Annotated in this window: 18 protein-coding genes; 12 read left to right on the top strand and 6 right to left on the bottom strand. The window is 64.6% G+C overall.

The annotated features are described in order from the left end of the window. The first annotated feature begins 116 nt into the window (after positions 1 to 116). From speE to D3880_RS13255, 3 genes are all read left to right on the top strand, one after another. Positions 117 to 977 carry a polyamine aminopropyltransferase gene (gene speE, locus D3880_RS13265; protein ID WP_119893917.1) on the top strand — a complete coding sequence of 287 codons (861 nt, stop codon included), beginning with the start codon at positions 117 to 119 and terminating at the stop codon, positions 975 to 977. A gap of 313 nt (positions 978 to 1,290) precedes the next feature. Beyond that, positions 1,291 to 3,246 (top strand): amidohydrolase, encoded by a 1,956-nt coding sequence (locus tag D3880_RS13260; RefSeq protein ID WP_119893916.1) that lies wholly within the window; start codon positions 1,291 to 1,293, stop codon positions 3,244 to 3,246. 4 nt (positions 3,247 to 3,250) lie between these two features. Then, a complete protein-coding gene (locus D3880_RS13255) occupies positions 3,251 to 4,894 on the top strand; it encodes an MFS transporter (RefSeq protein ID WP_119893915.1) in 1,644 nt (547 codons plus the stop codon). 87 nt (positions 4,895 to 4,981) lie between these two features. Here D3880_RS13255 and D3880_RS13250 read toward each other — a convergent pair whose 3' ends face one another. From D3880_RS13250 to D3880_RS13240, 3 genes are all read right to left on the bottom strand, one after another. Further along, the gene (locus tag D3880_RS13250) at positions 4,982 to 5,431 is read right to left on the bottom strand and encodes a methyltransferase family protein (protein WP_119893914.1); all 450 of its coding nucleotides are present in this window, start codon (positions 5,429 to 5,431) and stop codon (positions 4,982 to 4,984) included. Between the two features lie 88 nt (positions 5,432 to 5,519). After that, positions 5,520 to 6,035 (bottom strand): cupin domain-containing protein, encoded by a 516-nt coding sequence (locus D3880_RS13245; RefSeq protein WP_119893913.1) that lies wholly within the window; start codon positions 6,033 to 6,035, stop codon positions 5,520 to 5,522. A 66-nt stretch (positions 6,036 to 6,101) separates the two neighbouring features. Continuing rightward, on the bottom strand, positions 6,102 to 6,509 hold the full coding sequence (locus D3880_RS13240) for an SRPBCC family protein (RefSeq protein ID WP_119893912.1): 408 nt from the start codon (positions 6,507 to 6,509) through the stop codon (positions 6,102 to 6,104). Positions 6,510 to 7,141: 632 nt separating this feature from the next. On the opposite strand from D3880_RS13240, the gene D3880_RS13235 reads away from it, so the two are divergent. Continuing rightward, positions 7,142 to 8,008, top strand: coding sequence for an SMP-30/gluconolactonase/LRE family protein (locus D3880_RS13235; protein ID WP_238474350.1), 867 nt, complete (start codon positions 7,142 to 7,144; stop codon positions 8,006 to 8,008). Positions 8,009 to 8,013: 5 nt separating this feature from the next. Beyond that, complete coding sequence (locus D3880_RS13230) at positions 8,014 to 10,119, top strand: LTA synthase family protein (protein ID WP_119893910.1); 2,106 nt, start codon at positions 8,014 to 8,016, stop codon at positions 10,117 to 10,119. A 66-nt stretch (positions 10,120 to 10,185) separates the two neighbouring features. Here the strand turns inward: D3880_RS13230 and D3880_RS13225 are convergent, their stop codons facing one another. Continuing rightward, positions 10,186 to 10,485 (bottom strand): DUF3303 domain-containing protein, encoded by a 300-nt coding sequence (locus D3880_RS13225; protein WP_119893909.1) that lies wholly within the window; start codon positions 10,483 to 10,485, stop codon positions 10,186 to 10,188. A gap of 248 nt (positions 10,486 to 10,733) precedes the next feature. Then, positions 10,734 to 11,747, bottom strand: a complete 1,014-nt coding sequence (locus D3880_RS13220) for an AraC family transcriptional regulator (RefSeq protein ID WP_119893908.1) — start codon at positions 11,745 to 11,747, stop codon at positions 10,734 to 10,736. A 115-nt stretch (positions 11,748 to 11,862) separates the two neighbouring features. Here D3880_RS13220 and D3880_RS13215 point away from each other — a divergent pair, with 115 nt between their 5' ends. The 5 genes from D3880_RS13215 (at position 11,863) to D3880_RS13195 (ending at position 16,503) form a co-directional block, all read left to right on the top strand. Further along, on the top strand, positions 11,863 to 13,338 hold the full coding sequence (locus D3880_RS13215) for a flavin-containing monooxygenase (protein ID WP_119893907.1): 1,476 nt from the start codon (positions 11,863 to 11,865) through the stop codon (positions 13,336 to 13,338). Then, positions 13,322 to 14,257 carry an alpha/beta hydrolase gene (locus D3880_RS13210; RefSeq protein WP_119893906.1) on the top strand — a complete coding sequence of 312 codons (936 nt, stop codon included), beginning with the start codon at positions 13,322 to 13,324 and terminating at the stop codon, positions 14,255 to 14,257. The genes D3880_RS13215 and D3880_RS13210 overlap by 17 nt, the downstream gene beginning before the upstream one ends. A gap of 1 nt (position 14,258) precedes the next feature. After that, complete coding sequence (locus D3880_RS13205) at positions 14,259 to 15,020, top strand: SDR family oxidoreductase (protein ID WP_119893905.1); 762 nt, start codon at positions 14,259 to 14,261, stop codon at positions 15,018 to 15,020. A 268-nt stretch (positions 15,021 to 15,288) separates the two neighbouring features. Then, the gene (locus D3880_RS13200; protein ID WP_119893904.1) at positions 15,289 to 15,627 is read left to right on the top strand and encodes a ribonuclease E inhibitor RraB; all 339 of its coding nucleotides are present in this window, start codon (positions 15,289 to 15,291) and stop codon (positions 15,625 to 15,627) included. Positions 15,628 to 15,792: 165 nt separating this feature from the next. Continuing rightward, positions 15,793 to 16,503, top strand: coding sequence for a type 1 glutamine amidotransferase (locus tag D3880_RS13195; RefSeq protein WP_119893903.1), 711 nt, complete (start codon positions 15,793 to 15,795; stop codon positions 16,501 to 16,503). 19 nt (positions 16,504 to 16,522) lie between these two features. Here the strand turns inward: D3880_RS13195 and D3880_RS13190 are convergent, their stop codons facing one another. Then, positions 16,523 to 17,344 carry a cytochrome c gene (locus D3880_RS13190; protein ID WP_119893902.1) on the bottom strand — a complete coding sequence of 274 codons (822 nt, stop codon included), beginning with the start codon at positions 17,342 to 17,344 and terminating at the stop codon, positions 16,523 to 16,525. 870 nt (positions 17,345 to 18,214) lie between these two features. On the opposite strand from D3880_RS13190, the gene D3880_RS13185 reads away from it, so the two are divergent. Continuing rightward, positions 18,215 to 19,423: an acetyl-CoA C-acetyltransferase gene (locus D3880_RS13185; RefSeq protein ID WP_119893901.1), complete on the top strand. Its 1,209-nt coding sequence runs from the start codon at positions 18,215 to 18,217 to the stop codon at positions 19,421 to 19,423. A 161-nt stretch (positions 19,424 to 19,584) separates the two neighbouring features. Next, positions 19,585 to 21,729: a 3-hydroxyacyl-CoA dehydrogenase NAD-binding domain-containing protein gene (locus tag D3880_RS13180; RefSeq protein ID WP_119893900.1), complete on the top strand. Its 2,145-nt coding sequence runs from the start codon at positions 19,585 to 19,587 to the stop codon at positions 21,727 to 21,729. Positions 21,730 to 21,866: the final 137 nt, after the last annotated feature.

Below are 21,866 nucleotides of genomic sequence, written 5' to 3'. Positions count from 1 at the left end.
TCGATTTCGCCCGCGCTGTTCGACCTGTCACAGACGTCATCGTAGAATGCGCGCCCTTTCACCCGGTCTGATTTCCGGGGGCCGCGCACCATCATCCTTCTCGGGAGGAACACCCCATGAGCGACTACCAAGAAACTCTCTACGAGGGCTACGGCCAGCGTTTCCGCATGGACAAGCTGCTGCACGAAGTGCGCACCGAGCACCAGCATCTGGTGATCTTCGAGAACGCCCGCATGGGCCGGGTGATGGCTCTGGACGGGGTGATCCAGACCACCGAAGCCGACGAATTCATCTACCACGAGATGCTCACCCACGTGCCGATCCTCGCCCACGGCGCGGCCAAGCGCGTGCTGATCATCGGTGGCGGCGATGGCGGCATCCTGCGCGAAGTGCGCAAGCACCGCAGCGTCGAGCACATCACCATGGTCGAGATCGACGCCACAGTGGTGGAGATGTGCAAGGAGTTCCTGCCCAACCACTCCTGCGGCGCCTTCGAAGATCCGCGTCTGAACCTGGTGATCGACGACGGCATGAATTTTGTCGCCAACACCACGGAGAAGTTCGATGTGATCATCTCCGACTCCACCGACCCGATCGGCCCCGGCGAAGTGCTGTTCTCCGAGAACTTCTACCAGGCTTGCCGCCGCTGCCTGAACGACGGCGGTGTCCTGGTCACCCAGAACGGCACGCCGTTCATGCAATTGGACGAGGTGCAGACCACTGCCAGCCGCATGGACAGCCTGTTCGCCGACTGGCACTTCTACATGGCCGCGGTGCCGACCTACATCGGCGGCAGCATGACCTTCGCCTGGGGCAGCACCGACCCCGAGCACCGCAAACTGCCGCTGGAGACCCTGCGCCAACGCTTCGCCGGCAGCAGCATCGTCACCCGTTACTACAACCCGGAAATCCACCTGGGCGCCTTCGCCCTGCCGCAGTACGTGCTGCAGGCGGTGAACAAGCCGAGCAATGACTAAGCTTGTCGCCTGAAACAAGAAGCCCGCCGAGTGCGGGCTTTTTTGTGCCGACTCGGGTGCCCGACGCCAGCGCAGATAACCCGTTCATCTCTCGAAAAGCCCGTGTTAGGGCCTTTGTTCATCTGTGATAACCGACGGGCGGTCGGGCAGGGCTGCACTGGACGACTAAGTTTTTCAGATTGCTTATCACGGCACGTCAGTGTGGTTCGTTGACGTCGTACTGCTGTGGACAAGCACGCGACTCCCGTGCCCGCCGAGTCGCCAAGGAGGCTCAAGTGGCCGACCTCCAACTCGACCAGATCGGGATCCCCTTATGAGCCAAGATCCAGCCGACAGCAGTCGCCGCCAGTTCCTCGCCGCCAGTTCTGTGCTCGGCGCCGCTGGTGCGCTGTGGTCCGCGCTGCCATTCGCCAGCCCTGTGGGGAGCACCATGAGCGCCGATCTGATCCTGCACAACGGCCGCCTCCACACGGTCGACCGCGAAAAACCCAGCGCCAGCGCCGTGGCAATCAAGGACGGCCGCTTCATCACCGTGGGCAGCGATGCCGAAGCCATGGCCCTGCGCGGCAGCGCCACTCAGGTCATCGACCTCAAGGGCCGTACGGTGATTCCCGGCCTCAACGACTCGCACCTGCACTTGATCCGCGGCGGCCTCAACTACAATCTGGAGCTGCGCTGGGAGGGCGTGCCCTCGCTGGCCGACGCCCTGCGCATGCTCAAGGCCCAGGCCGCGCGCACGCCGGCGCCGCAATGGGTACGGGTGGTCGGCGGTTGGAACGAATTCCAGTTCGCCGAGAAGCGCCTGCCGACCCTCGACGAACTGAACAAGGCCGCGCCGGACACGCCGGTGTTCGTCCTCCACCTCTACGACCGCGCGCTGCTCAACCGCGCGGCGCTCAAGGTGGTCGGCTACAGCCGCGACACACCCAACCCGCCGGGCGGCGAGATCCAGCGCGACGCCAGTGGCGAGCCGACCGGCATGCTGATCGCCCGGCCCAACGCGATGATCCTCTACGCCACCCTGGCCAAGGGGCCGAAGCTGCCGCTGGAGTACCAGGTCAACTCGACCCGCCAGTTCATGCGCGAGCTCAACCGCCTCGGCCTGACCAGCGCCATCGATGCCGGCGGTGGCTATCAGAACTACCCGGACGATTATCAGGTGATCGAGCAGCTGGCCGCTCAGGGCCAACTGACCGTGCGCATCGCCTACAACCTGTTCACCCAGAAGCCCAAGGAAGAACTGGCCGACTTCAAGAGTTGGAGCACCATGGTCAAGCCGGGGCAGGGCAGCGACTTCCTGCGCCACAACGGCGCCGGCGAGATGCTGGTGTTCTCCGCCGCCGACTTCGAGGACTTCCTCGAACCGCGCCCGGACCTGGCGCAAAACATGGAGCAGGAGCTGGAACCGGTGGTCCGCCACCTAGTCGAGCAGCGCTGGCCGTTCCGCCTGCACGCGACCTACAACGAATCCATCTTGCGCATGCTCGACGTGTTCGAGAAGGTCAACCGCGACATCCCGTTCAACGGCCTGCCGTGGTTCTTCGACCACGCCGAGACCATCACCCCGCACAACATCGAGCGGGTCAGGGCGCTCGGCGGCGGCATCGCCATCCAGGACCGCATGGCCTTCCAGGGCGAGTACTTCGTCGACCGCTACGGCGCCAAGGCCGCCGAGCAGACGCCGCCGATTGAGCGCATGTTCGCCGAGGGCGTGCCGGTCGGCGCCGGCACCGATGCCACCCGGGTGTCCAGCTACAACCCCTGGACCTCGCTGTACTGGTTGGTCAGCGGCCGTACCGTCGGCGGCCTGCAGCTGTATCCGCAGGGGCTGAGCCGCGAGGTCGCGCTGCAACTGTTCACCCACGGCAGCGCCTGGTTTTCCAGCGAGCAGGGCGAGAAGGGGCAGATCAAGGTCGGTCAGCTCGCCGACCTGACGGCGCTGTCGGCTGACTACTTCAGCGTCGAGGACGAGGCGATCAAGTGGCTGGAGTCGGTGCTCACCGTGGTCGACGCCACGGTGGTGTACGGCGCAGCCGAGTTCGGCAAGCTCGGCCCGCCAGCCCTGCCGGTCACCCCCGATTGGTCGCCGGTGGCCAAGGTGCCGGGGCACTGGAAGCCGGCTGCGCCGCTTGTCGCCCAGGCCCACCAGTGCGCCGGAGCTTGCGCGGTGCATAGCCACAGCCATGAGCGGGCGCGCTTGTCGAACGTGCCGGTGAGCGACTTCCACGGCTTCTGGGGCGCCTTCGGCTGCTCCTGCTTTGCCTTCTAGCGCCATGGACAGAGTCGCCGAAGCCGCTGCGCCAGGCTCCGCCTGGAGTCCGCTGCGCTATGCCACCTTCCGCTGGCTGTGGCTGGCCAGTATCGCCTCGAACATCGGCACCTGGATGCACGAAGTGGGCGCCGGCTGGCTGATGACCAGCCTGTCGAGCAACCCGTTGCATGTGGCGTTGATCCAGGTGGCCGGTGCGCTGCCAATGTTCTTCCTGGCGCTGCCGGCCGGCGCGCTGGCCGATATAGTCGATAAGCGCCGCTACCTGCTAGTCGTGCAGCTGTGGATGGCGCTGGTGGCGCTGGCCTTGGCGCTGCTCAGCCTGAACGGCCTGATCGGCGTGGCGTCGCTGCTGCTGCTGACGCTCGCGCTGGGCATCGGCACGGCGCTGATGATGCCGGCCTGGAGCGCGCTGATCCCGGATCTGGTAGGCAAGACGGAACTGCCGGCGGCGGTGGCGCTGTCCAGTGTCGGGATCAACGTCTCGCGGGCGATCGGGCCGGCGCTGGCGGGGATTCTGGTGAGCATGGTCGGCCCCTGGCTGACTTTCGCCCTGAACGCCGTTTCGTTCTTCGGTGTGATCGTCGTGCTATTGCTGTGGAGGCGTCCGGTGGAGGAGGCGGTGCTGCCGGCCGAGCGTTTCTTCGGTGCGTTGCGCGCGGGCTGGCGCTATGCGCGCAGCTCGCAGCCACTGCAGGCGGTGCTGGTGCGCGCACTGGCCTTCTTTCTCTGCGCCAGTGCCGGCACGGCCTTGCTGCCGCTGATTGTGCGCAGCGAGCTGCAGGGCACGGCCGCGGACTTCGGCCTGCTGCTGGGCAGCGTCGGCATCGGTGCGGTGACCGGTGCCATGCTGCTGCCGCGGCTGCGCGAGAGGGTGTCCCGCGATCACCTGGTGGCCGGCGCCAGCTTGCTCTATGCCCTGACCCTGCTGGCGCTGGCGTTCCTGCGTAACCTCTATGCGCTGGTGCCGGCCATGCTGCTGAGCGGCGCGGCCTGGATCGCGGTGCTCTCCAGCCTGCAGGTGGCGGCCCAGACCGCGGTGCCGGCCTGGGTGCGGGCGCGGGCACTGGCGGTGTACATCCTGGTGTTCTTCGGCGGCATGGCCGCCGGCAGCCTGCTATGGGGCAGCATCGCCAGCCATGGCTCGATTTCGCTGGCGTTGATGCTGGCCGCCATCGGCCTGGCATTCGCTGTGCCGCTGACCTGGAAGTTTCAACTGCCGGTCACCGAGGCCGAGGACCTGGCGCCCTCGCTGCACTGGCCGACGCCGCTGGTTAGCGAGGAACTGGACCAGGAGCGCGGGCCGGTGATGGTCACCGTGGAATACGACATCGGTCCGGAGAATGCCGTGGCCTTTCAGCAGGCCATGCGCGAACTGGAGCGGGTGCGCCGGCGCAACGGGGCGATTTCCTGGGGGCTGGTGCAGGACAGCGCCAACCCGCGGCAGTGGCTGGAGTTTTTCTTCGACGAATCCTGGCTGGAACACCTGCGCCACCACCAGCGGGTGACGCGTGGTGAGCTGAAGGTCGAGGCGGCGGTGCGCAAGCAGCAGACCCCGGGGGTGGAAATCCGGGTTCGGCATTACTTGCAGGGCCAAGAGCAGCCTCAGGCGCCCGAGCCCGAGCCCGAGCCCGAGCCCGAGGCTTGAGGCAGAGCAGTTGGTTGCCTGGGCAGGGCGGGAGCAACCTGCCAGGGATCTGTGCCGACAGCGGCGGGTTGCCCCCGCCCACATGGCTCACCAGAACCAGCGCGGAACTCGACTGGCATAGTCGCGCCACTGCGCACCGTGTGTGCGGGCCAGCCACGGCTCCTCTCCCAGCACGACGCGCAGATGAAAGGCGCTGGCCACGGCGATGCTGTAGATGAACAAGCCCTGCAAGCCAAACGACAGGGCCCAACCAAGCAGAATGAGGATGACGGCGATGTACATGGGATTGCGCGTGTAGCGGTACAGCCCCACGACGACGAGATGGACCGGCGGCGCCCACGGGGCAAGGGTGCCCTTGCCAGCAACGTAGAAGTCGCGTGCACACCAGAGCAGTGCGAAGCAGCCGATGCTTAGAGGCACCAGGCCGAACGGCGAGACGAGCCGCGTGTGGGCGCTGACCGCCAGCCAGATGAGGGGAACCGCGAACGCAACGACGCCCGGTAACGCGAGAAACGCCAGCAATGCGCGTATGAACATGAGCCCCTGCCGTTCACGTTAACCGGCCGGCTTTGCAGCGCCCCATAGGGCTGGTTAAAAATCAACCACTACGCCCCCTTTAGCTCGGTCAGGCGTGATAGAGCCGCTGCTTGGTGACTGCAAGATCATCGCCGACGGGGGTTTCCTCGATGAGTCGCTCGGCTGGGGCCGTGTGGAACGAGACGCTCATGAAGTTTTCTGGCCCGATCTTTATTCGATGCCAGACCGAAGGTGGAATGGAAATCGCAGACCCCGACTCCGATTCGGCTACCCCGCCGCTGAGCGGCCATGGGCACCAGGCACCGTCAATGAACACTTCGAAGAGTGCGCTGCCGGACAGCGCTAAGGTGCGTTGATGGCTATTGGGGTGGCGCTCTGCACCGAAGGTGGCGCCGGCACGAAGAACGAAAATCCAGCACGACTGAATGCCGGTCGGGACCGTGAAGCCCAGCGCGTTGAGCGGTAGCGGCTCCCAGGCTTGAGGCTGATCCGGCCGCGCCAATAACGCGCGCTCCACCCGCACCAGCGCCGCTGCGAGCGCTTCACCAGCACGAGCCGACTTCAGCGAACGCGAGAGTTCAACGGCGATTGGATCAAGCTGCATCGTTCTCTCCTGTCATGCCTGAGGTTTGAGTGCAGCGGGGCTGGGGCGGACCGCCGCAGCGCAGGGTCAGGCATTTTTTGCAGTGCGCTCAAGCGTCTGCTTCATGGCGATTATGCCTTGCTGAATCATGGCCTCGATGGCACCTGCCATCTCATTGGGCAGCAAGTCGGCGATCCAGACGAGCCGGCTGTGACTCGCCCCCTCGGCGAATACTTGCACCGACGCGTTGTGGTGGGTGAGCTGCCCGCCAACCGCTGCCCACACGAGCCGGCGCGCGTCATCGTCGATGTCCACGATCAGCTCGCGCACGACCATTCCGTTGGCAAAGGTGACGATTCGGGCGTCGCCTTCCAGGCGACAGTCGACCACGAAGCCAGGCACCAGGCGCAGATGTATGGCGCCGACATCACGAACCGCCGCCCAGACATGCTCCGGGCTGTTCTCGATCAGGATCTCTTTGCGGATAGATGCCATGGCAGATGCTCCTCGAACGAATGAGTGGAAGGGCTAACGATTAACCGTCAGGTGAAAGCGTAGCTTTTGCCTGCCTGGCGAACGAAGTGAGCGAAGTTGAGCGCCAGGTTAGACAGTCGCTTGCCCCCAAACCGGCCCATGCCAGCATTTCTGGATGCATAAAAAGGCTATGTCCCGGTTACGTGTTGGGACGCACAGGCCTAGTAGGTGATACCTGAGGCGATGATTCGTAGGGTGGGTTAGCCGTAGGCGTAACCCACCGATGAGGCTGGACGCTGGTGTCCAGGGTGACGCCGCCTGGTGGGTTACGCCGCTACGCGGCTAACCCACCCAAAAGCGGTGTGCAACACTTAACCGGGACATAACCATAAAAATCCCGCATGGCGCGGGCTATTCCGTCGCTGCGCGGGCTCAGCGCGCTGATGCAACTGCTGCGACAACTGCTCCAGTCGCGCCCCCAGGGCAACCAGCTATCCCCGTGCGGCGAGCAGCTCGGCGCAGGCTGGCTTCGCGCCGGGCGCCATGGGTTCGCTCCTCGGCGCCGATCCGAAGGGCGGGGCTCGACAAAATTTTCACAGCCCATGCGGAAAAATCCGCCTTCGTCGCGCTATCGCGATGTCCGGGAGATTCCTGTGTCCCTGTCTCTCAAACAGTGGTTCAGCGGCTGGCTGCTGATTTTCCTTGGCGCCGCACTGGTGCCGGCGTTGGGCTACCCAGCGTGGCGCCATTTGTACCCGGTGACGGTGACGTCCGGCTGGGACTATCAGGTGTACCGCGACGATATCCAACGGGTCAGCGCCCTGGCGCTCGACGGGCAGGGCGGGTTGTTCGTCAGCCAGGAGTTTGCCGACGGCCAGGGCGGGATTCTGCGCCTGCAGCGCGATGGTGAGCGTGCCGAGGCCTTGACTGGTTTGTCCAAGCCGGATGGCCAGGTGATGTTTCGCGGTGGTCTGGTCACGGGCCAGGAGAGTGGCGTGCAGCCGGTGCTGTGGCTACACGCTGGTCGGCGCGAAGTGTTGTTCGAGGCCGACAGTGTCGAGGGGCTCGCCACCGATGGTCGCTATCTGTACGCCATCGAGGACAAGCAGCAAGGCCGCTTGCTGCGTTACGACCCCGACAGCCGGCGGCTCAGCGTTCTGCGTGAAGGGCTGGAGGAGGGCGAGGGCGTCAGCGTCTGCCCCGATGGCCGGCTGTTCTACGTCGAGAAGGCCAAGGGCTGGGTCAAGCAATGGCAGGCCGGCGGCACAGACCGGCTGGTCGCCGCGGGCCTGAACCGGCCGGGGTTCGTGCAGTGCACGGCCGACGGCCTGTGGATCACTGAGGATGCCACTCACATGGCGCGACTGTTATTAGTCGACCCGGCGGGCCGTCTACAGGTTATCCTCCGGCACCTGCGCTCGGCGCAAACCATCATTGCCCTCGATTCCGGCCGCTATTTGCTCGCCGAACAGGGGCGCAATCGCATTCTTGAACTCAATCGCCAACCGAACGGATCCTGATCTGCATGACTTCTAAGGACGCCCTGAGCCGCAAGCAATTCTCATCGCGCTTCGCTAATCCCACCGTCAAGAACCACCTCGCCTTCACGCTCCTCAGTGCCTTTGCATTGCTGGTGTTGTATACGTTGCTGCGGGTGGCGCTGCTGGTCTACAACCGCGAACTGATCGGCAGCACGCCGCCGGCGGTGTTCGTCGAGGCCTTTTACAACGGCCTGCGTTTCGACCTGCGCGTGGTGGTGTACGCCTGTATTCCGCTGCTGCTGTCGCTGCTCAGCGTTCGCGCCATGGCCGCCCGCGGCCTGCATCGCCTATGGTTGACTGGCTTCGCCAGCATCACCCTGTTCCTCGGCCTCACCGAACTGGACTTCTACCGCGAGTTCCACCAGCGCCTGAACAGCCTGGTGTTCCAGTATTTCCAGGAAGACACCAAAACGGTCCTGAGCATGCTCTGGAATGGCTTCCCGGTCGGCCGTTATCTGCTCGCCTGGGCCGTGGCCACTTGGTTGCTGTACCAGCTGTTCAAGGGGCTGGATCTGCTCAGCCAGCCGAAGCTGCAGAGCGGAATGCAGTCCGCCGCGTCCCGCGCGACGGCGCCCTGGCACTGGCGCATTACCGCGTTCGTCGTTTGCCTGCTGGTCGCCGTCATCGCCGCCCGTGGTCACTTGCGCCAAGGTCCGCCGCTGCGCTGGGGCGATGCCTACACCACCGACTCGATGTTCGCCAACCAGCTCGGCCTGAACGGCACCCTGACCCTGATTTCGGCCGCCCAGGCCAGCTTGTCGCCGCACCGCGACAATACCTGGAAGTCGACCATGCCCGATCAGCAGGCCCTGGAAACCGTACGCAAGCTGCTGCTGACCCCGCATGACCAGCTGGTCGATGCCGATACCGCCGCCATCCGCCGCGACTTCACCCCGCCGGCCGACGGTACCTTGCCGATCCGCAACGTGGTGGTGATTCTCATGGAGAGCTTCGCCGGCCACTTCGTCGGCGCGTTGGGCAGCCCACTGAATATCACGCCGAACTTCGACAAGCTGGCCAAAGAGGGCCTGCTGTTCGACCGCTTCTTCTCCAACGGCACCCATACCCACCAGGGCATGTTCGCCACCATGGCCTGTTTCCCCAACCTGCCGAGCTTCGAGTATCTGATGCGTACGCCCGAGGGCGCGCACAAGTTCTCCGGCCTGCCGCAACTGCTTGGCCCGCGTGGCTACGACAACCTGTACGTCTACAACGGCAATTTCCAGTGGGACAACCAGTCCGGCTTCTTCAGCAACCAGGGCATGACCAACTTCGTCGGCCGCGAGGACTTCGTTAACCCGGTGTTCATGGACCCGACCTGGGGTGTGTCCGACCAGGACATGTTCGACCGTGGCGCCGCCGAGCTGGCCAAGCTGCCCAGCGACAAACCCTTCTATGCGCTGCTGCAGACGCTCTCCAACCACACCCCCTACGCACTGCCAAAGAACCTGCCGGTCGAGCCGGTCCAGGGTGTCGGCACCGAGGACGAACACCTGACCGCCATGCGCTATTCCGACTGGGCGCTCGGCCAGTTCTTCGAGAAGGCTAAGAAGGAGCCGTACTACAAGGACACCCTGTTCGTCATCGTCGGCGACCACGGTTTCGGCGCCAGCGAGCAGCTGACCGAGATGGATCTGTTCCGTTTCAACGTGCCGCTGCTGCTGATCGCCCCAGGCATCCAGGACAAGTTCGGTGCCGTCAGCCACACCCTCGGTACCCAGATCGACATCGTGCCGACCGTCATGGGCCGCCTGGGTGGCGAAGTGCGCCACCAGTGCTGGGGCCGCGACCTGCTTAACCTGCCGGCAGGTGACCAGGGCATCGGGGTGATCAAACCCTCGGGTGGCGATCAGACCGTCGCCATCGTGACGCCCGAACGCATCCTGATTCAGCCCAAGGGCTTCGAGCCGCGCCTGTACGACTATCAGCTGGGCGCCAACGCCAAGGCCGAGCGCGTGCCTGGCGACATCGATCCCGAGCTGAAGAAGAATCTCGAAGCCTTCCTGCAAACCGCGACCAAGAGCCTGCTGGACAACACTACCGGGGTGGTGGATAGCAAGCCGGATCGGAAACTGGTGACGCGTGAGTAAAAGCAGGGGCCGCAAGGCCCCTTCTTTTTTGCCTGAGCACAGCGGTCGAGGCTACCGACGAGTTGCTTACTTCACCGACTCTCGCCACTTGATGGTGCCGAAGCCGATTTGCACTGCCTTCTCAATCTCAACGATGGGCACCACCTTGAACTCGAAGAAGGGTGTCCACGCACCATGGACTTCCAGGGCAGCGGCGGCCGACTCCGTTTCCACCAGGGCGAGCCCGCCACTGCCATCGGCATTGGTGTAATGGGCCTTGAGCACATAAGCCGCGGGCGGCTTCCAGTTGGCAAACAGAGTGAGCGCACGCTTCTGCGACTCCTCTGTGGCATTGGCGCGGGGCTGATAACTGACGGCGAATAACATAAATGCGTTCCTCCTGCGTGTGAGAGAAACAACGTCCCATTGCGGGACATCTAGGCAACAATGCCGCCAAATGCATCAGGTGGCCGGCAATGCCACTGAGCAACTATAGCCAGTCAGTGCGGCATGACTCCCTCCGATTGTTGATGCAGAGGGTTCTGCGTTGCCGGTTATCTGCTCGCGCAAAAGGTACTTTAAGACGGACGCCTGCCAGGACGGCATTGCCAGTCAGGAGGGTGTCATTGCAGCAGTTACTGGCGGCGGTACTGCCGCGGCGATACGCCTTTCCAACGCTTGAAGGCGTGAGTGAAATTGGACGCTTCGCCATAACCCAGGCGCTCGGCGATCTCTTCCAGATTCAGGCCGGTGGCCAGCAGCTCTTCGGCCAAGGCCTGGCGGACTTCTTCCAGCAGTTGTCGGAAGCTGGTGCCTTGTTCCTCCAGTCGGCGCCGCAGGGTGCGCGAGGTCATGTGCAATTCGCTGGCCAGGCTTTCCATGTCCGGCAAATGCCCCGGCCTTGCCAGCAGACGATCGCGGATGCGCCTGGCCAGGCCGGTGCGCACGCGGCGTTTGGTCAGCAGCCTCTGGCACTGTTGTTCACAGTGCTGGACGACTTGCGGATCGGCGCCAGGCAGGGGCAGGTCGAGTACTGGGCGGGGGAAGACCAGGCAGTTGTTTGACGCGTTGAAGCTGGGGGCGGCGCCGAACCACTCCAGATAGGGCGTCGGATCGCTTGGTGCCGCAATCCGGAAGTTCGCCTGGGTAAGCACGAGCCGGGTATTGGTAAGGTCGCGATGGATGTTCATGATCGCGGCGGAATCGCGCTCGAGGATGAAGCTGCGTAAGTCGGCGGGCAGGGCGCTGTCGTCGAGAAACAGGGCGGCCTCGTCGCCGCTCTCTTCGAGGTGAATGCGGGTGAAGGCATAGGTCAGGTCGAGATAGCGCAGGCCGATGGACGCAGCGCTGCGATAGTTCGGGCTGCTCAGCAGGGCGAAACCCCAGATGCCATAGGTGTTGAGGCGATAACGCATGCCCGCTTGCAGGCCGATGCCGGGGATATGGCCGAGCGCGACGACCAGGTTGCGGATCAGCTGCAGCTCCTGCTCGCTGCCCACTTCGGCGCCGGGATCGGCCAGCATCTGCCAGTTGAGCCCGGTGCCGGCCAGGCAGTGTTCCGCGCTGAGACCGTGGTCGAGGCCGAACTGGGTCAGCAGCTGCACGCTGGTGGCGCTACGGCGCGCGGGTTGTCGCGGCGGCTGCTTCATAGGCGGATGCGGGGGATGTACATGGTTGTCCGAAACTCACAGATTATGTCCGACTATGCCATAACGCGCGGGTCGGGGCTGCATTAGCATCCCCAGCATTCGACAGGAGATAACAATGCACAAGATTCCTCTGAATGCAGCGCCGTTGCGCGTCCTCATCATCGGTGCCGGGTTTGGTGGCCTGGGCCTGGCCATCCAGCTGCAGAAGGCCGGCATCCAGGACTTTCTGATTCTGGAGAAGGGCGCCAAGGTCGGCGGTACCTGGCGTGACAACACCTATCCGGGGGCCGCCTGCGATGTGCCCTCGCATCTGTATTCGTTCTCTTTCGAGCCGAAAGTCGACTGGTCGCGCAAGTTCGCCCCGCAGGCGGAAATCTTCGCCTACCAGCAGCACTGCGCCGACAAGTACGGCCTGAACCGGCAGATCCGTTTCAACACCGAAGTGGCCAGTGCCGAGTTCGACGAAGTGGCCGGGCTGTGGCGTGTTGTCAGTACCAGCGGTGAAACCTTCAGCGCCCAGGCGCTGGTGAGTGCCTGTGGCCAGCTCAATCGGCCGGCTTATCCGCGCCTCCAGGGCGTGGAGCATTTCCGCGGCGAGGTGTTCCATTCGGCGCGCTGGAACCATGCCTACGACTTGAGCGGCAAGCGCGTGGCGGTGGTCGGCACGGGGGCCAGCGCCATCCAGTTCGTTCCCGCGATCGCTCCTCAGGTCGCGCAGTTGCATCTGTTTCAGCGCTCGGGGGCCTATGTGATCGCCAAGCCGGATCGTGCCTACAAGCCCTGGGAGCTGGCGCTGATGCGCCGTTTCCCGGCGTTGCAGAAGGCCGACCGCCTGCTCAAGTACATTCAGCACGAATCGCGGGTACTGGCGTTCTCGGTGTTCCCGTCGCTGATGAAGCTGATGCGCCTGGAATTCAACCGGCATCTGGCACGCACTATCCGCGATCCCGAACTGCGTCAGAAGCTGGAGCCGGACTATCCGCTGGGTTGCAAGCGCGTCCTGATTTCCAACGACTATTACCCGGCGCTGGCGCGGGCTAATGTCGAGGTGGTCGACACCGCCATCCGCGAGGTGACGGCGCACGGCGTAGTGACCGCCGACGGCCGCGAGCACCAGGTCGACGCGATCATCTATGGCACCGGCTTCGCCGCCACCGATTTTCTCGCGCCGATGCGCATCACCGGGCGCGACGGCCTGGAGCTCAACCAGGCCTGGCGCGCCGGCGCCGAGGCTTACCTGGGCATCAGTGTCAGCGGCTTTCCCAACCTGTTCATCCTCTACGGGCCGAACACCAACCTCGGCCACAACTCAATCATCTACATGCTGGAGAGCCAGTTCGCCTATGTGCTCGGCTGTATCCGCGCCCTGGAAGAGCAGCGCCTGCGCTACATGGACCTGAAGCCGCAGGTGCAGCGCAGCTTCAATCAGCGGCTGCTCAAGCAGGTGCAGCACACCGTGTGGGAGCAGGGCTGCAGCAGCTGGTACAAGACTGCCGAGGGCAAGAACACCAACAACTGGCCCGGCTTCACCTTCACCTACCGCCAACAGACCCGCCGTCCGGAGCTTGCCGACTATGAATGCACCCGTTGAATTCACCGCCCCCGCGCCTGAGCAGCCGCTGCTGCGTGCCGTGCTGCGCGGCACTTTGCGCCTGCTGGTCCGCAGCCTGGTGCGACCGCCGATGCCGATCGCCGGCCAGCGCGCGCTGATCAAGGCGTTGACCGCGATGCCGCTGAAGGTCAGCGGCGTGACCCGCAGTGCCGGCGAGCTCGGCGGACGGCCCTGCGAGTGGCATCGGCCGCAGCAGGACAGTGGGGCGGTGCTGCTCTACCTGCACGGCGGCGCCTATTTGATCGGCGCGCCGTCGACGCACCGGGTGATCTGCACCATGTTGGCCAAGCGCGGCGGTCTGGCGGTGTGCGCCCTGGATTACCGCCTGGCGCCGGAGCATCGCTATCCGGCGGCGCGTGAGGATGCGGTGGCGGCCTACCGCGCCTTGCTGGACGCCGGCTATCGCGCCGAGCAGATCTTCATCGGCGGCGACTCGGCCGGCGGCAACCTCTGCCTGATCACCACCCAGCAGCTCAAGCGGCTGGAGCTGCCGCTGCCGGCCGGGCTGGTCTGCCTGTCGCCGTGGACCGACGCCAGCGGCGAGCACCTGCACCAACCGCCGGCCGGCGATCCGCTGCTGCACCCGGCCTGGCTGGATCAGGCCATCGCCCTGTACTGCCCGCCGGGTCTGGATCGCTGCGACCCGGGCCTGTCGCCGCTGCATGGCGACTTGGCGCTGCCGCCGCTGCTGATCCAGGTCGGCGAGGACGAGGTGCTACTCAACGACAGCCTGCGCCTGGCCGAACAGGCGCGCGCCGCCGGCACGCGGGTGCGCCTGGAGCGCTATCCGGGCCTCTGGCACGTGTTCCAGGCCCACGTCGGCATGCTCAGGGCTGCGGATCTGGCCGTGGCGCGGATCGCGGCCTTCCTCCACGAACAGCAGGCAGCCGGACGCTGACATGGACAACATCCTCATCACCGGTGCCGCTTCCGGCATCGGCGCCGCGACTGCGCGGCTGTTCCACGCCCGTGGCTGGCAGGTCGGTCTGCTGGATGTCAACCAAGCCGAACTCGCCAGTCTGGCCGAGGAACTCGGCGGCGCCTGGCATGCGCCGCTCGATGTGACCGACGCAGCTGCCGTGCAGCAAGCGCTGGCGGACTTCTGCGGTCAGCACGGCGGCCAGTTGCGCCTGCTGTTCAACTGCGCCGGGATCCTGCGCTTCGGCCACTTCGAGGACATCGAATCGGCCGAACATGCGCGCATCCTCAATATCAACGTGCTCGGCCTGCTGCAGATGACCCATGCGGCCTTTCGCTATCTCAAGGCCACGCCGGGTGCGCAGGTGATCAACATGGGCTCGGCCTCCGGGCTGTATGGCACGCCGCACATGGTCAGCTATTCGGCCTCCAAGTTCGCCGTGCGGGGTCTGACCGAGGCGCTGGAGCTGGAATGGCGCCGCCATGGCATCCGCGTCGGCGACCTGATGCCGCCGTTCGTGCGTACGCCGATGGTCGACGGCCAGCGCTTCGAGCCGCCGACCCTGCGCCGCCTGGGCGTGACGCTCAAGGCCGAGGACATCGCCGCGGCCGTCTGGCAGCAGGCGCAAGGTGCGGCGGTGCATCGTCCGGTGAGCTGGCCGTTCAAGTTGATGTACTGGTCCGGGCAGGTCTCGCCGGCGTGGCTGAACCGGCTGGTGATGGGCTGGCTGAGCCGCGAGTAGGGCGCTGCCGTCGATTGCCGGCGGCACCAGTTGTCAGCCCAGGCGGCAGAGCGCTCGGCTAGCCGCTACCCTGCAAAAGACGGCCCTGAATCCGGCTTCTAGGGGGCGGCCGCCGAGCGGGCCTGGGTTGCGGGTCCGGTTGTTCTGTGATCAGGCGTCGGCCTGATTCTTGGGTGGCACCGTTGCCGGGTGCCGCGCCGCCAGCGCGCTCAAGCTGGCGATACTGGAAAAGCGGAAAACTCATCCATCGCTTGAGAGGAGGTCTTTTATGAGCACTGCCTTCCACGATGATGTCAGCAGTCACGTTCTGCGCCGCATGAAGGAGAGTGGTTTCGACTTCAGCCGATTCCACCCAATCGAGTTCTACGCCATCTTCCCCGATGAGGAGCGGGCCCGTATGGCGGCAAAGCAGTTCCGGGGCGAGTCCTTGAACGCCCAGGTCAGCGCCCGTGATGGGGCCTGGCATCTGCTGGTCAGCAAGGTGATGTATGCCACCTACGAGGACATCGGTGACTTCGAGCACGATCTGGAGTCGCTGTTTTCTCCGCTTGGCGGTGTGCTGGATGGCTGGGGTGTCACTCAGGAAATCAAAGGCCAGTGTGCTTGAGCCACGGACGCACAGCAGGCGAACAGCGTCCGTAATCATCGCCAAACCGTCATTCCGGCGCGGGCCGGAATGACGTTCACGGCAACTCCGCTCGACCGACTCATTTCCTCTCTCGATCTCGGCACGTTGTTTGCCTTACCCTGGGCCCAGGGAGGTAGTTCAGATATGACCGATATCTTGATTCTCACGCACGTCGATTTTTGCCCGGCCGGCCATCTGGCCCGGGTGCTGGACCAGCGGCAACTTGATTTTACCGTCCTGCGCGTCGACCTCGGCGAGTTGGACAGCTACGACCTCGACCGCCCCAGGGCGGTGGCGATCATGGGCGGACCGATGAGCGTCAACGATCCCTTGCCGTGGATCGCGTCAGAAATTGCCGCATTGCGCCACTTCATCCGGCGCGACATTCCCATGATCGGCCACTGCCTGGGCGGCCAACTGCTGGCCAAGGCGCTGGGGGCCCGCGTGCACCGGATGCCGTACCGCGAAATTGGCTGGCAGCCGCTGCGCCGCGCGAGTCAGGCGGCGAACAATCCCTGGCTGGCGCATCTGCCGGACGAGTTCACGGTCTACCAATGGCATGGCGATACCTTCGACCTACCGGCTGGGGCCGAACGTTTGCTGTCCAGCCCCTGGTGCCCGAACCAGGCCTTTACCTGGGGCGACAAGATCCTGGCGCTGCAGGGCCACCCGGAAATGACCGAGGAGCTGCTGCGGTTGTGGCTTACCGATTGGGCCCACCTGCTGGATGAAACCCAGTCCAGCCAGCAGAGCAAGACACAGATGCTGAGCGATCTGCCCGCCAAGGTTGCGGCTCTGAACCAAGTGGCTGAAGGTTTCTACCGGCACTGGTTGCAGCTGGCGTTTGCGCGCTAGCCTGCGAGGCAGTTTCAGCTCATTGGGCGGTGGGGGGCAGCTTGCGCTTGCTCATATGCTGGAGATAGCCGATCAGCTGTTGCAATTCCCTATCGCTCAACACCTCCGGTGGGAACCCAGGCATCTTGCCTTGCGGCCAGCGGCGCAGGCTTTGCGGATCGCGGATGTAGCGTTGCAGGAAAGCGTCAGCGAAATATTCGGTGGGGTTGTGCGGCAGGTTCAGATCCGGGCCGAACTGCGCGTCGCCGGCGCCATTCAGACGGTGGCAGGCCAGGCAATTCTTCTGGAACTGGGCGAAGCCGGCCTGCACCTCGGCGTCGGCCTTGGCATCCGGCAGCAAGGCGGGGAAACGCTCGGCCACTGGCGCCAGCAGGCGGATGGTGCTGACCTGGAACGGCCACTGCTCGGGGCCGATAGCGCTCTGCTGCGGATCGATCCAGACCAGATAGAAGGGGCCAGCGCTCGGCTTGCCCTTGGCCAGCGGCGGCCATGGCTTGGCCGGGTCCTCCACCGCCAGCCAGGCCTGCGCGCCCGTGCGGCCGAGCAACGGTGCGGCCGGCAGTTCGGCGGCAAAACCGTCCAGGGCCACCACCTGCAGGTGATCGCCAGCCTGCACACCTTGCAGCAAGGCCGCCAAGGGCACCGCGCGGTAATGCATGGTGCGCTTGTAGGACACATCGGCACTGACCTCGATGTCCCGCGCCTGCGGATGGGCGAGCAGGGCGTGGCTGTCCCAGCTGCGCTTACCGGCGGGCAATGCCAAGCGCAGTTCGGCCGCTTGCAGGGCGCTCAGGGTCAGCAGACTGAGGCACAGCGCGACGACGGCAAGTAGGCGCGGCATCGGGGGGAGCTCCAGCGGTGAGGGTGACGGCACCCTAACAGGGCTCGATGCGAGCGGCTAGCCAGCCTGCCGTCGTAGGGGGCAGGGCGCGGCTGTGCTGCAGACGGCGATGCGACGCCATTGGTGGTGTTCAATTGTCTATTCGCGCTGCCCGCCGGGTGCTCGCGGGAGCAGGTCAGCAGCGCTGGATTCGACGCTGTTGGCCTTCGGCTTTCTGCCGCTGCCGCTGCCGCTGCCGCTGCCGAGATTGTTACCCGCGGCCGGATGACGCGAGAGGCGCCATCCAGTTCCGCGAGCGAGGTGGGCGGATCAGGTGAACAGACGGGACAGGTTGGGCAGGATAAGCAAAACGGTGGTGGCAAAAACGATCAAGCCCGCTTGGCGGAATTTCTGTTGTCTGGCCATGACTAGTTGCCTTTTGTTCTTGTTGGGTGGCGTCTTGTACCGCTCTAACGGCCTGGCGGGACCGGCGTCACGCATCAGCGTGGACAAAAAAACCGCCCCGGCAAAACCCGGCGGCGGCACCTTTGCCCTGATAACTCTAGGGGCTGCGTCACAGGTCCTTTAGAAGGGTTGGTGCCAAGCCATCATTTTTTAGTGCCAACAGGTTATGCCGTCCGCCGCTGGATTCTCATCCAACCCTTGAGCCAGACCTGTCCCTTCGCCATGGACCAAGGTCTGATCGCCCTCAACCGTTCGTCTGAGCGCTGCTGTCAATGGTCCTGAGCACTTCGGTCATTGAGCCTAAAGTGGTCAGGGGTAAGGTGTAGTGATCCAACAAGAACAGGTGCCTTTGTGTCCGGAGCGCAGGTTCCAGACGATTGATCGCACATTTCCACCACTCCTCCTGAAGGGAGGTCAGAGGACGACATGACCACTGAAGCTTTCATTTACGACGCGGTGCGCACTCCCCGCGGTAAAGGCAAGAAGGACGGCTCGCTGTACAGCGTCAAACCCGTCAGCCTGGTGTCCGGCTTGCTCAAGGAGTTGGCCAAGCGCAACAACTTGGATACCAGCCAGGTCGATGACGTCGTTCTCGGTTGCGTCAGTCCGGTAGGCGATCAGGGCGGCGACATTGCCAAGACCGCGGTGCTGGCCGCCGACTGGGACATCAGCGTCTCCGGCATGCAGCTCAACCGGTTCTGTGCCTCGGGCCTGGAAGCGGTGAACCTCGGCGCGATGAAAGTCCGTTCCGGCTTCGAGGACTTGGTGGTGGTCGGCGGCGTGGAGTCTATGTCGCGCGTGCCGATGGGTTCCGATGGCGGCCCCTGGGCGCTGGACCCGGAAACCAACCTGCACACCAGCTTCGTGCCGCAGGGCGTGGGTGCCGACCTGATCGCCACCCTCGAGGGCTTCAGCCGCGAAGACGTCGATGCTTATGCCTTGCGCTCGCAGCAGAAGGCCGCGCGCGCTAGCGCCGATGGCTCGTTCAAGAAATCCCTGGTGCCGGTCACCGATCAGAACGGCATCGTCCTGCTCGACCATGACGAGTTCATCCGTGGCGATTCGACCCCGGAAGGCCTCGGCAAGCTCAAGCCAAGCTTCGAGATGATGGGCCAGATGGGCTTCGACGCCACCGCGTTGCGCCAGTACAGCCACGTCGAGCGCATCAACCACGTACACACCCCGGGCAACAGCTCCGGCATCGTCGACGGTGCCGCGCTGATGCTGATCGGCTCCGCCGCCAAGGGCAAGGAATTGGGCCTCAAGCCGCGTGCGCGCATCGTCGCCACCGCAGTGACCAGCACCGACCCGACCATCATGCTCACCGGCCCGGCGCCGGCTACCCGCAAGGCCTTGGCCAAGGCCGGGCTGAATGTGGCCGACATCGACCTGTTCGAAGTGAACGAAGCCTTCGCCTCGGTGGTGATGAAGTTCATGAAGGACATGGGCGTTGCCGAAGACAAGGTCAACGTCAACGGCGGCTCCATCGCCATGGGCCACCCGCTCGGCGCTACCGGCTGCGCCATCGTTGGCACGCTGCTCGACGAACTGGAGAAGCGCAACCTGCGCTATGGCCTCGCCACGCTCTGCGTCGGCGGCGGCATGGGTATAGCCACCATCATCGAACGCATCTAAGGAGCTTTCAGAGGCTACTGCGCTCGGCCATGCTGCGTTGGAATTCGGCTCGGAATGCTCATTTGCTACAGCAAACTCCGCTTCCTCACTGAATTCCGCCTTGCCTGCCCTTCGCTCGCTACGCCTCTGAAGAGCTCCCCCACCTTCTGGGGATTAAAGAAATGACTGACGCCATCCGTTACGAAAAAGGCCAGGACAATATCGTCGTCCTGACCATCGATATGCCCGGCCAGAGCGCTAACACCATGAACGCGGCGTACACCGCGGCCATGGGCAAGACCGTCGACCGCCTGGAAGCCGAGAAGGACAGCATCGCCGGGGTGATCCTCACTTCCGGCAAGAAGACCTTCTTCGCCGGCGGCGACCTCAATGAGCTGATCAAGGTCACCAAGGCCGACGCCGAGCACTTCTATCGCCATGTCCTCAACGTCAAAAGCCAACTGCGCAGCCTGGAAAGCCTCGGCAAGCCGGTGGTGGCGGCCATCAACGGTGCGGCATTGGGCGGTGGCTGGGAAATCTGCCTGGCCTGCCATCACCGTATTGCCTTGAACGACAGGGGTGTGCAGCTTGGCCTGCCGGAAGTCACCCTCGGCCTGCTGCCGGGCGGCGGCGGTGTGGTGCGCATGGTGCGCCTGCTGGGCATCGAGAAGGCCCTGCCGTACCTGCTCGAAGGCAAGAAAGTCGACGCCCAGGGCGCGCTCAAGGCCGGCCTGATCCAGGAACTCGCCAGCGACCGCGACGACCTGCTGGCCAAGGCCCGCGCCTGGATCGCCGCCAATCCGGCCGCGCTGCAGCCCTGGGACGTCAAGGGCTACAAGATCCCCGGCGGCACGCCGTCCAGCCCCAACGTGGCGCAGATGCTGTCCATCGCTCCGTCGGTATTGCGCGACAAGACCAAGGGCTGCTTCCCGGCGCCGGAGAAGATTCTCTGTGCCGCCGTCGAGGGCGCCCAGGTCGACTTCGACACCGCGCAGATCATCGAGACGCGCTATTTCACCGAACTGACCACCGGCCAGGTGGCGAAGAACATGATCGGCACCTTCTGGTTCCAGCTGAACCAGATCAACGCCGGCGGTTCGCGTCCGCAAGGCTTCGCGCCGTACCAGACCAAGAAGGTCGGCGTGCTCGGTGCCGGCATGATGGGTGCGGGCATCGCCTATGTCTCGGCGGTTGCCAGCATCGAGGTGGTGCTCAAGGACGTCTCCCTGGAGGCGGCGGAAAGAGGCAAGAACTACTCCGTCGGCCTGCTGGACAAGCGTGTCTCGCGCGGCGGCCTGAGCGCCGAGAAGCGCGATGCCATCCTCGCCCGCATCAAGGCCACCGATAAGGACGCCGACTTCGAAGGCTGCGACCTGATCATCGAGGCGGTGTTCGAGGATCGTGGGCTGAAGGCCAAGGTCACCGCCGCCGCTGAAAGCGTCGCGTTGGCCGATGCGGTCATCGCGTCCAACACCTCGACTCTGCCGATCACCGGCCTGGCCACTGCGGTGCAGAAGCAGGACAAGTTCATCGGTCTGCATTTCTTCAGCCCGGTCGACAAGATGCCGCTGGTGGAAATCATCCGCGGCATCAAGACCAGCGACGAAACCCTGGCGCGTGCCTTCGACTACGTGCTGCAGATCAACAAGACGCCGATCGTGGTCAACGACAGCCGCGGCTTCTTCACCTCGCGGGTGTTCGGCACCTTCACCAACGAAGGCCTCGCCATGCTCGGCGAAGGCGTCAACGCCGCGATGATCGAGACCGAAGCGCGCAAGGCCGGCATGCCGGTCGGCCCGCTGGCGATCTCCGACGAGGTGTCGATGGGCCTGATGGCGCATATCCGTGCGCAGACCGAGAAGGACCTGCTAGCGGAAGGCAAACCGTTGCCCAAGCATCCGGCCTTCGCGGTGGTCGACCTGATGGTCAACGAGTACAAGCGCCCGGGCAAAGCCGCTGGCGGCGGTTTCTACGACTATCCGCAGGGCGGCAAGAAACAGCTGTGGCCTGAACTGAAGGGGCGTTTCGAGAAAGCCGACAAGCAGATCCCGGCCAGCGACGTGCGCGACCGCATCCTGTTCATCCAGGCCATCGAGACCGTGCGCTGCGTGGAGGAGGGCGTGCTGCTGTCGACCGCCGACGCCAACATCGGCTCGATCTTCGGCATCGGTTTCGCCGCCTGGACCGGCGGGGCGCTGCAGTTCATCAACCAGTACGGTCTGCAGGACTTCGCCGCCCGTGCCGAATACCTGGCCGAACAGTACGGCGAGCGTTTCGAGCCGCCGGCGCTGTTGCTGGAAAAGGCCGCCAAGGGCGAGAAGTTCTAACGCCTGCGGAGCCATGAAGAACCGGCCCTCATGGGCCGGTTTTTTTTGGCTATGTCCCAGTTACGTGTTGGCGATGTCGTAGCCCGGATGCAATCCGGGGAAATGGGACTGCCTGCTTCCCCGGGTTGCTTGCGCTA

This window comes from Pseudomonas cavernae, from assembly GCF_003595175.1.
Classification (GTDB): Bacteria; Pseudomonadota; Gammaproteobacteria; order Pseudomonadales; family Pseudomonadaceae; genus Aquipseudomonas; species Aquipseudomonas cavernae.
Note: the sequence above shows the minus strand (reverse complement) of the source record. Positions and strands in the feature narration are given on the sequence as shown.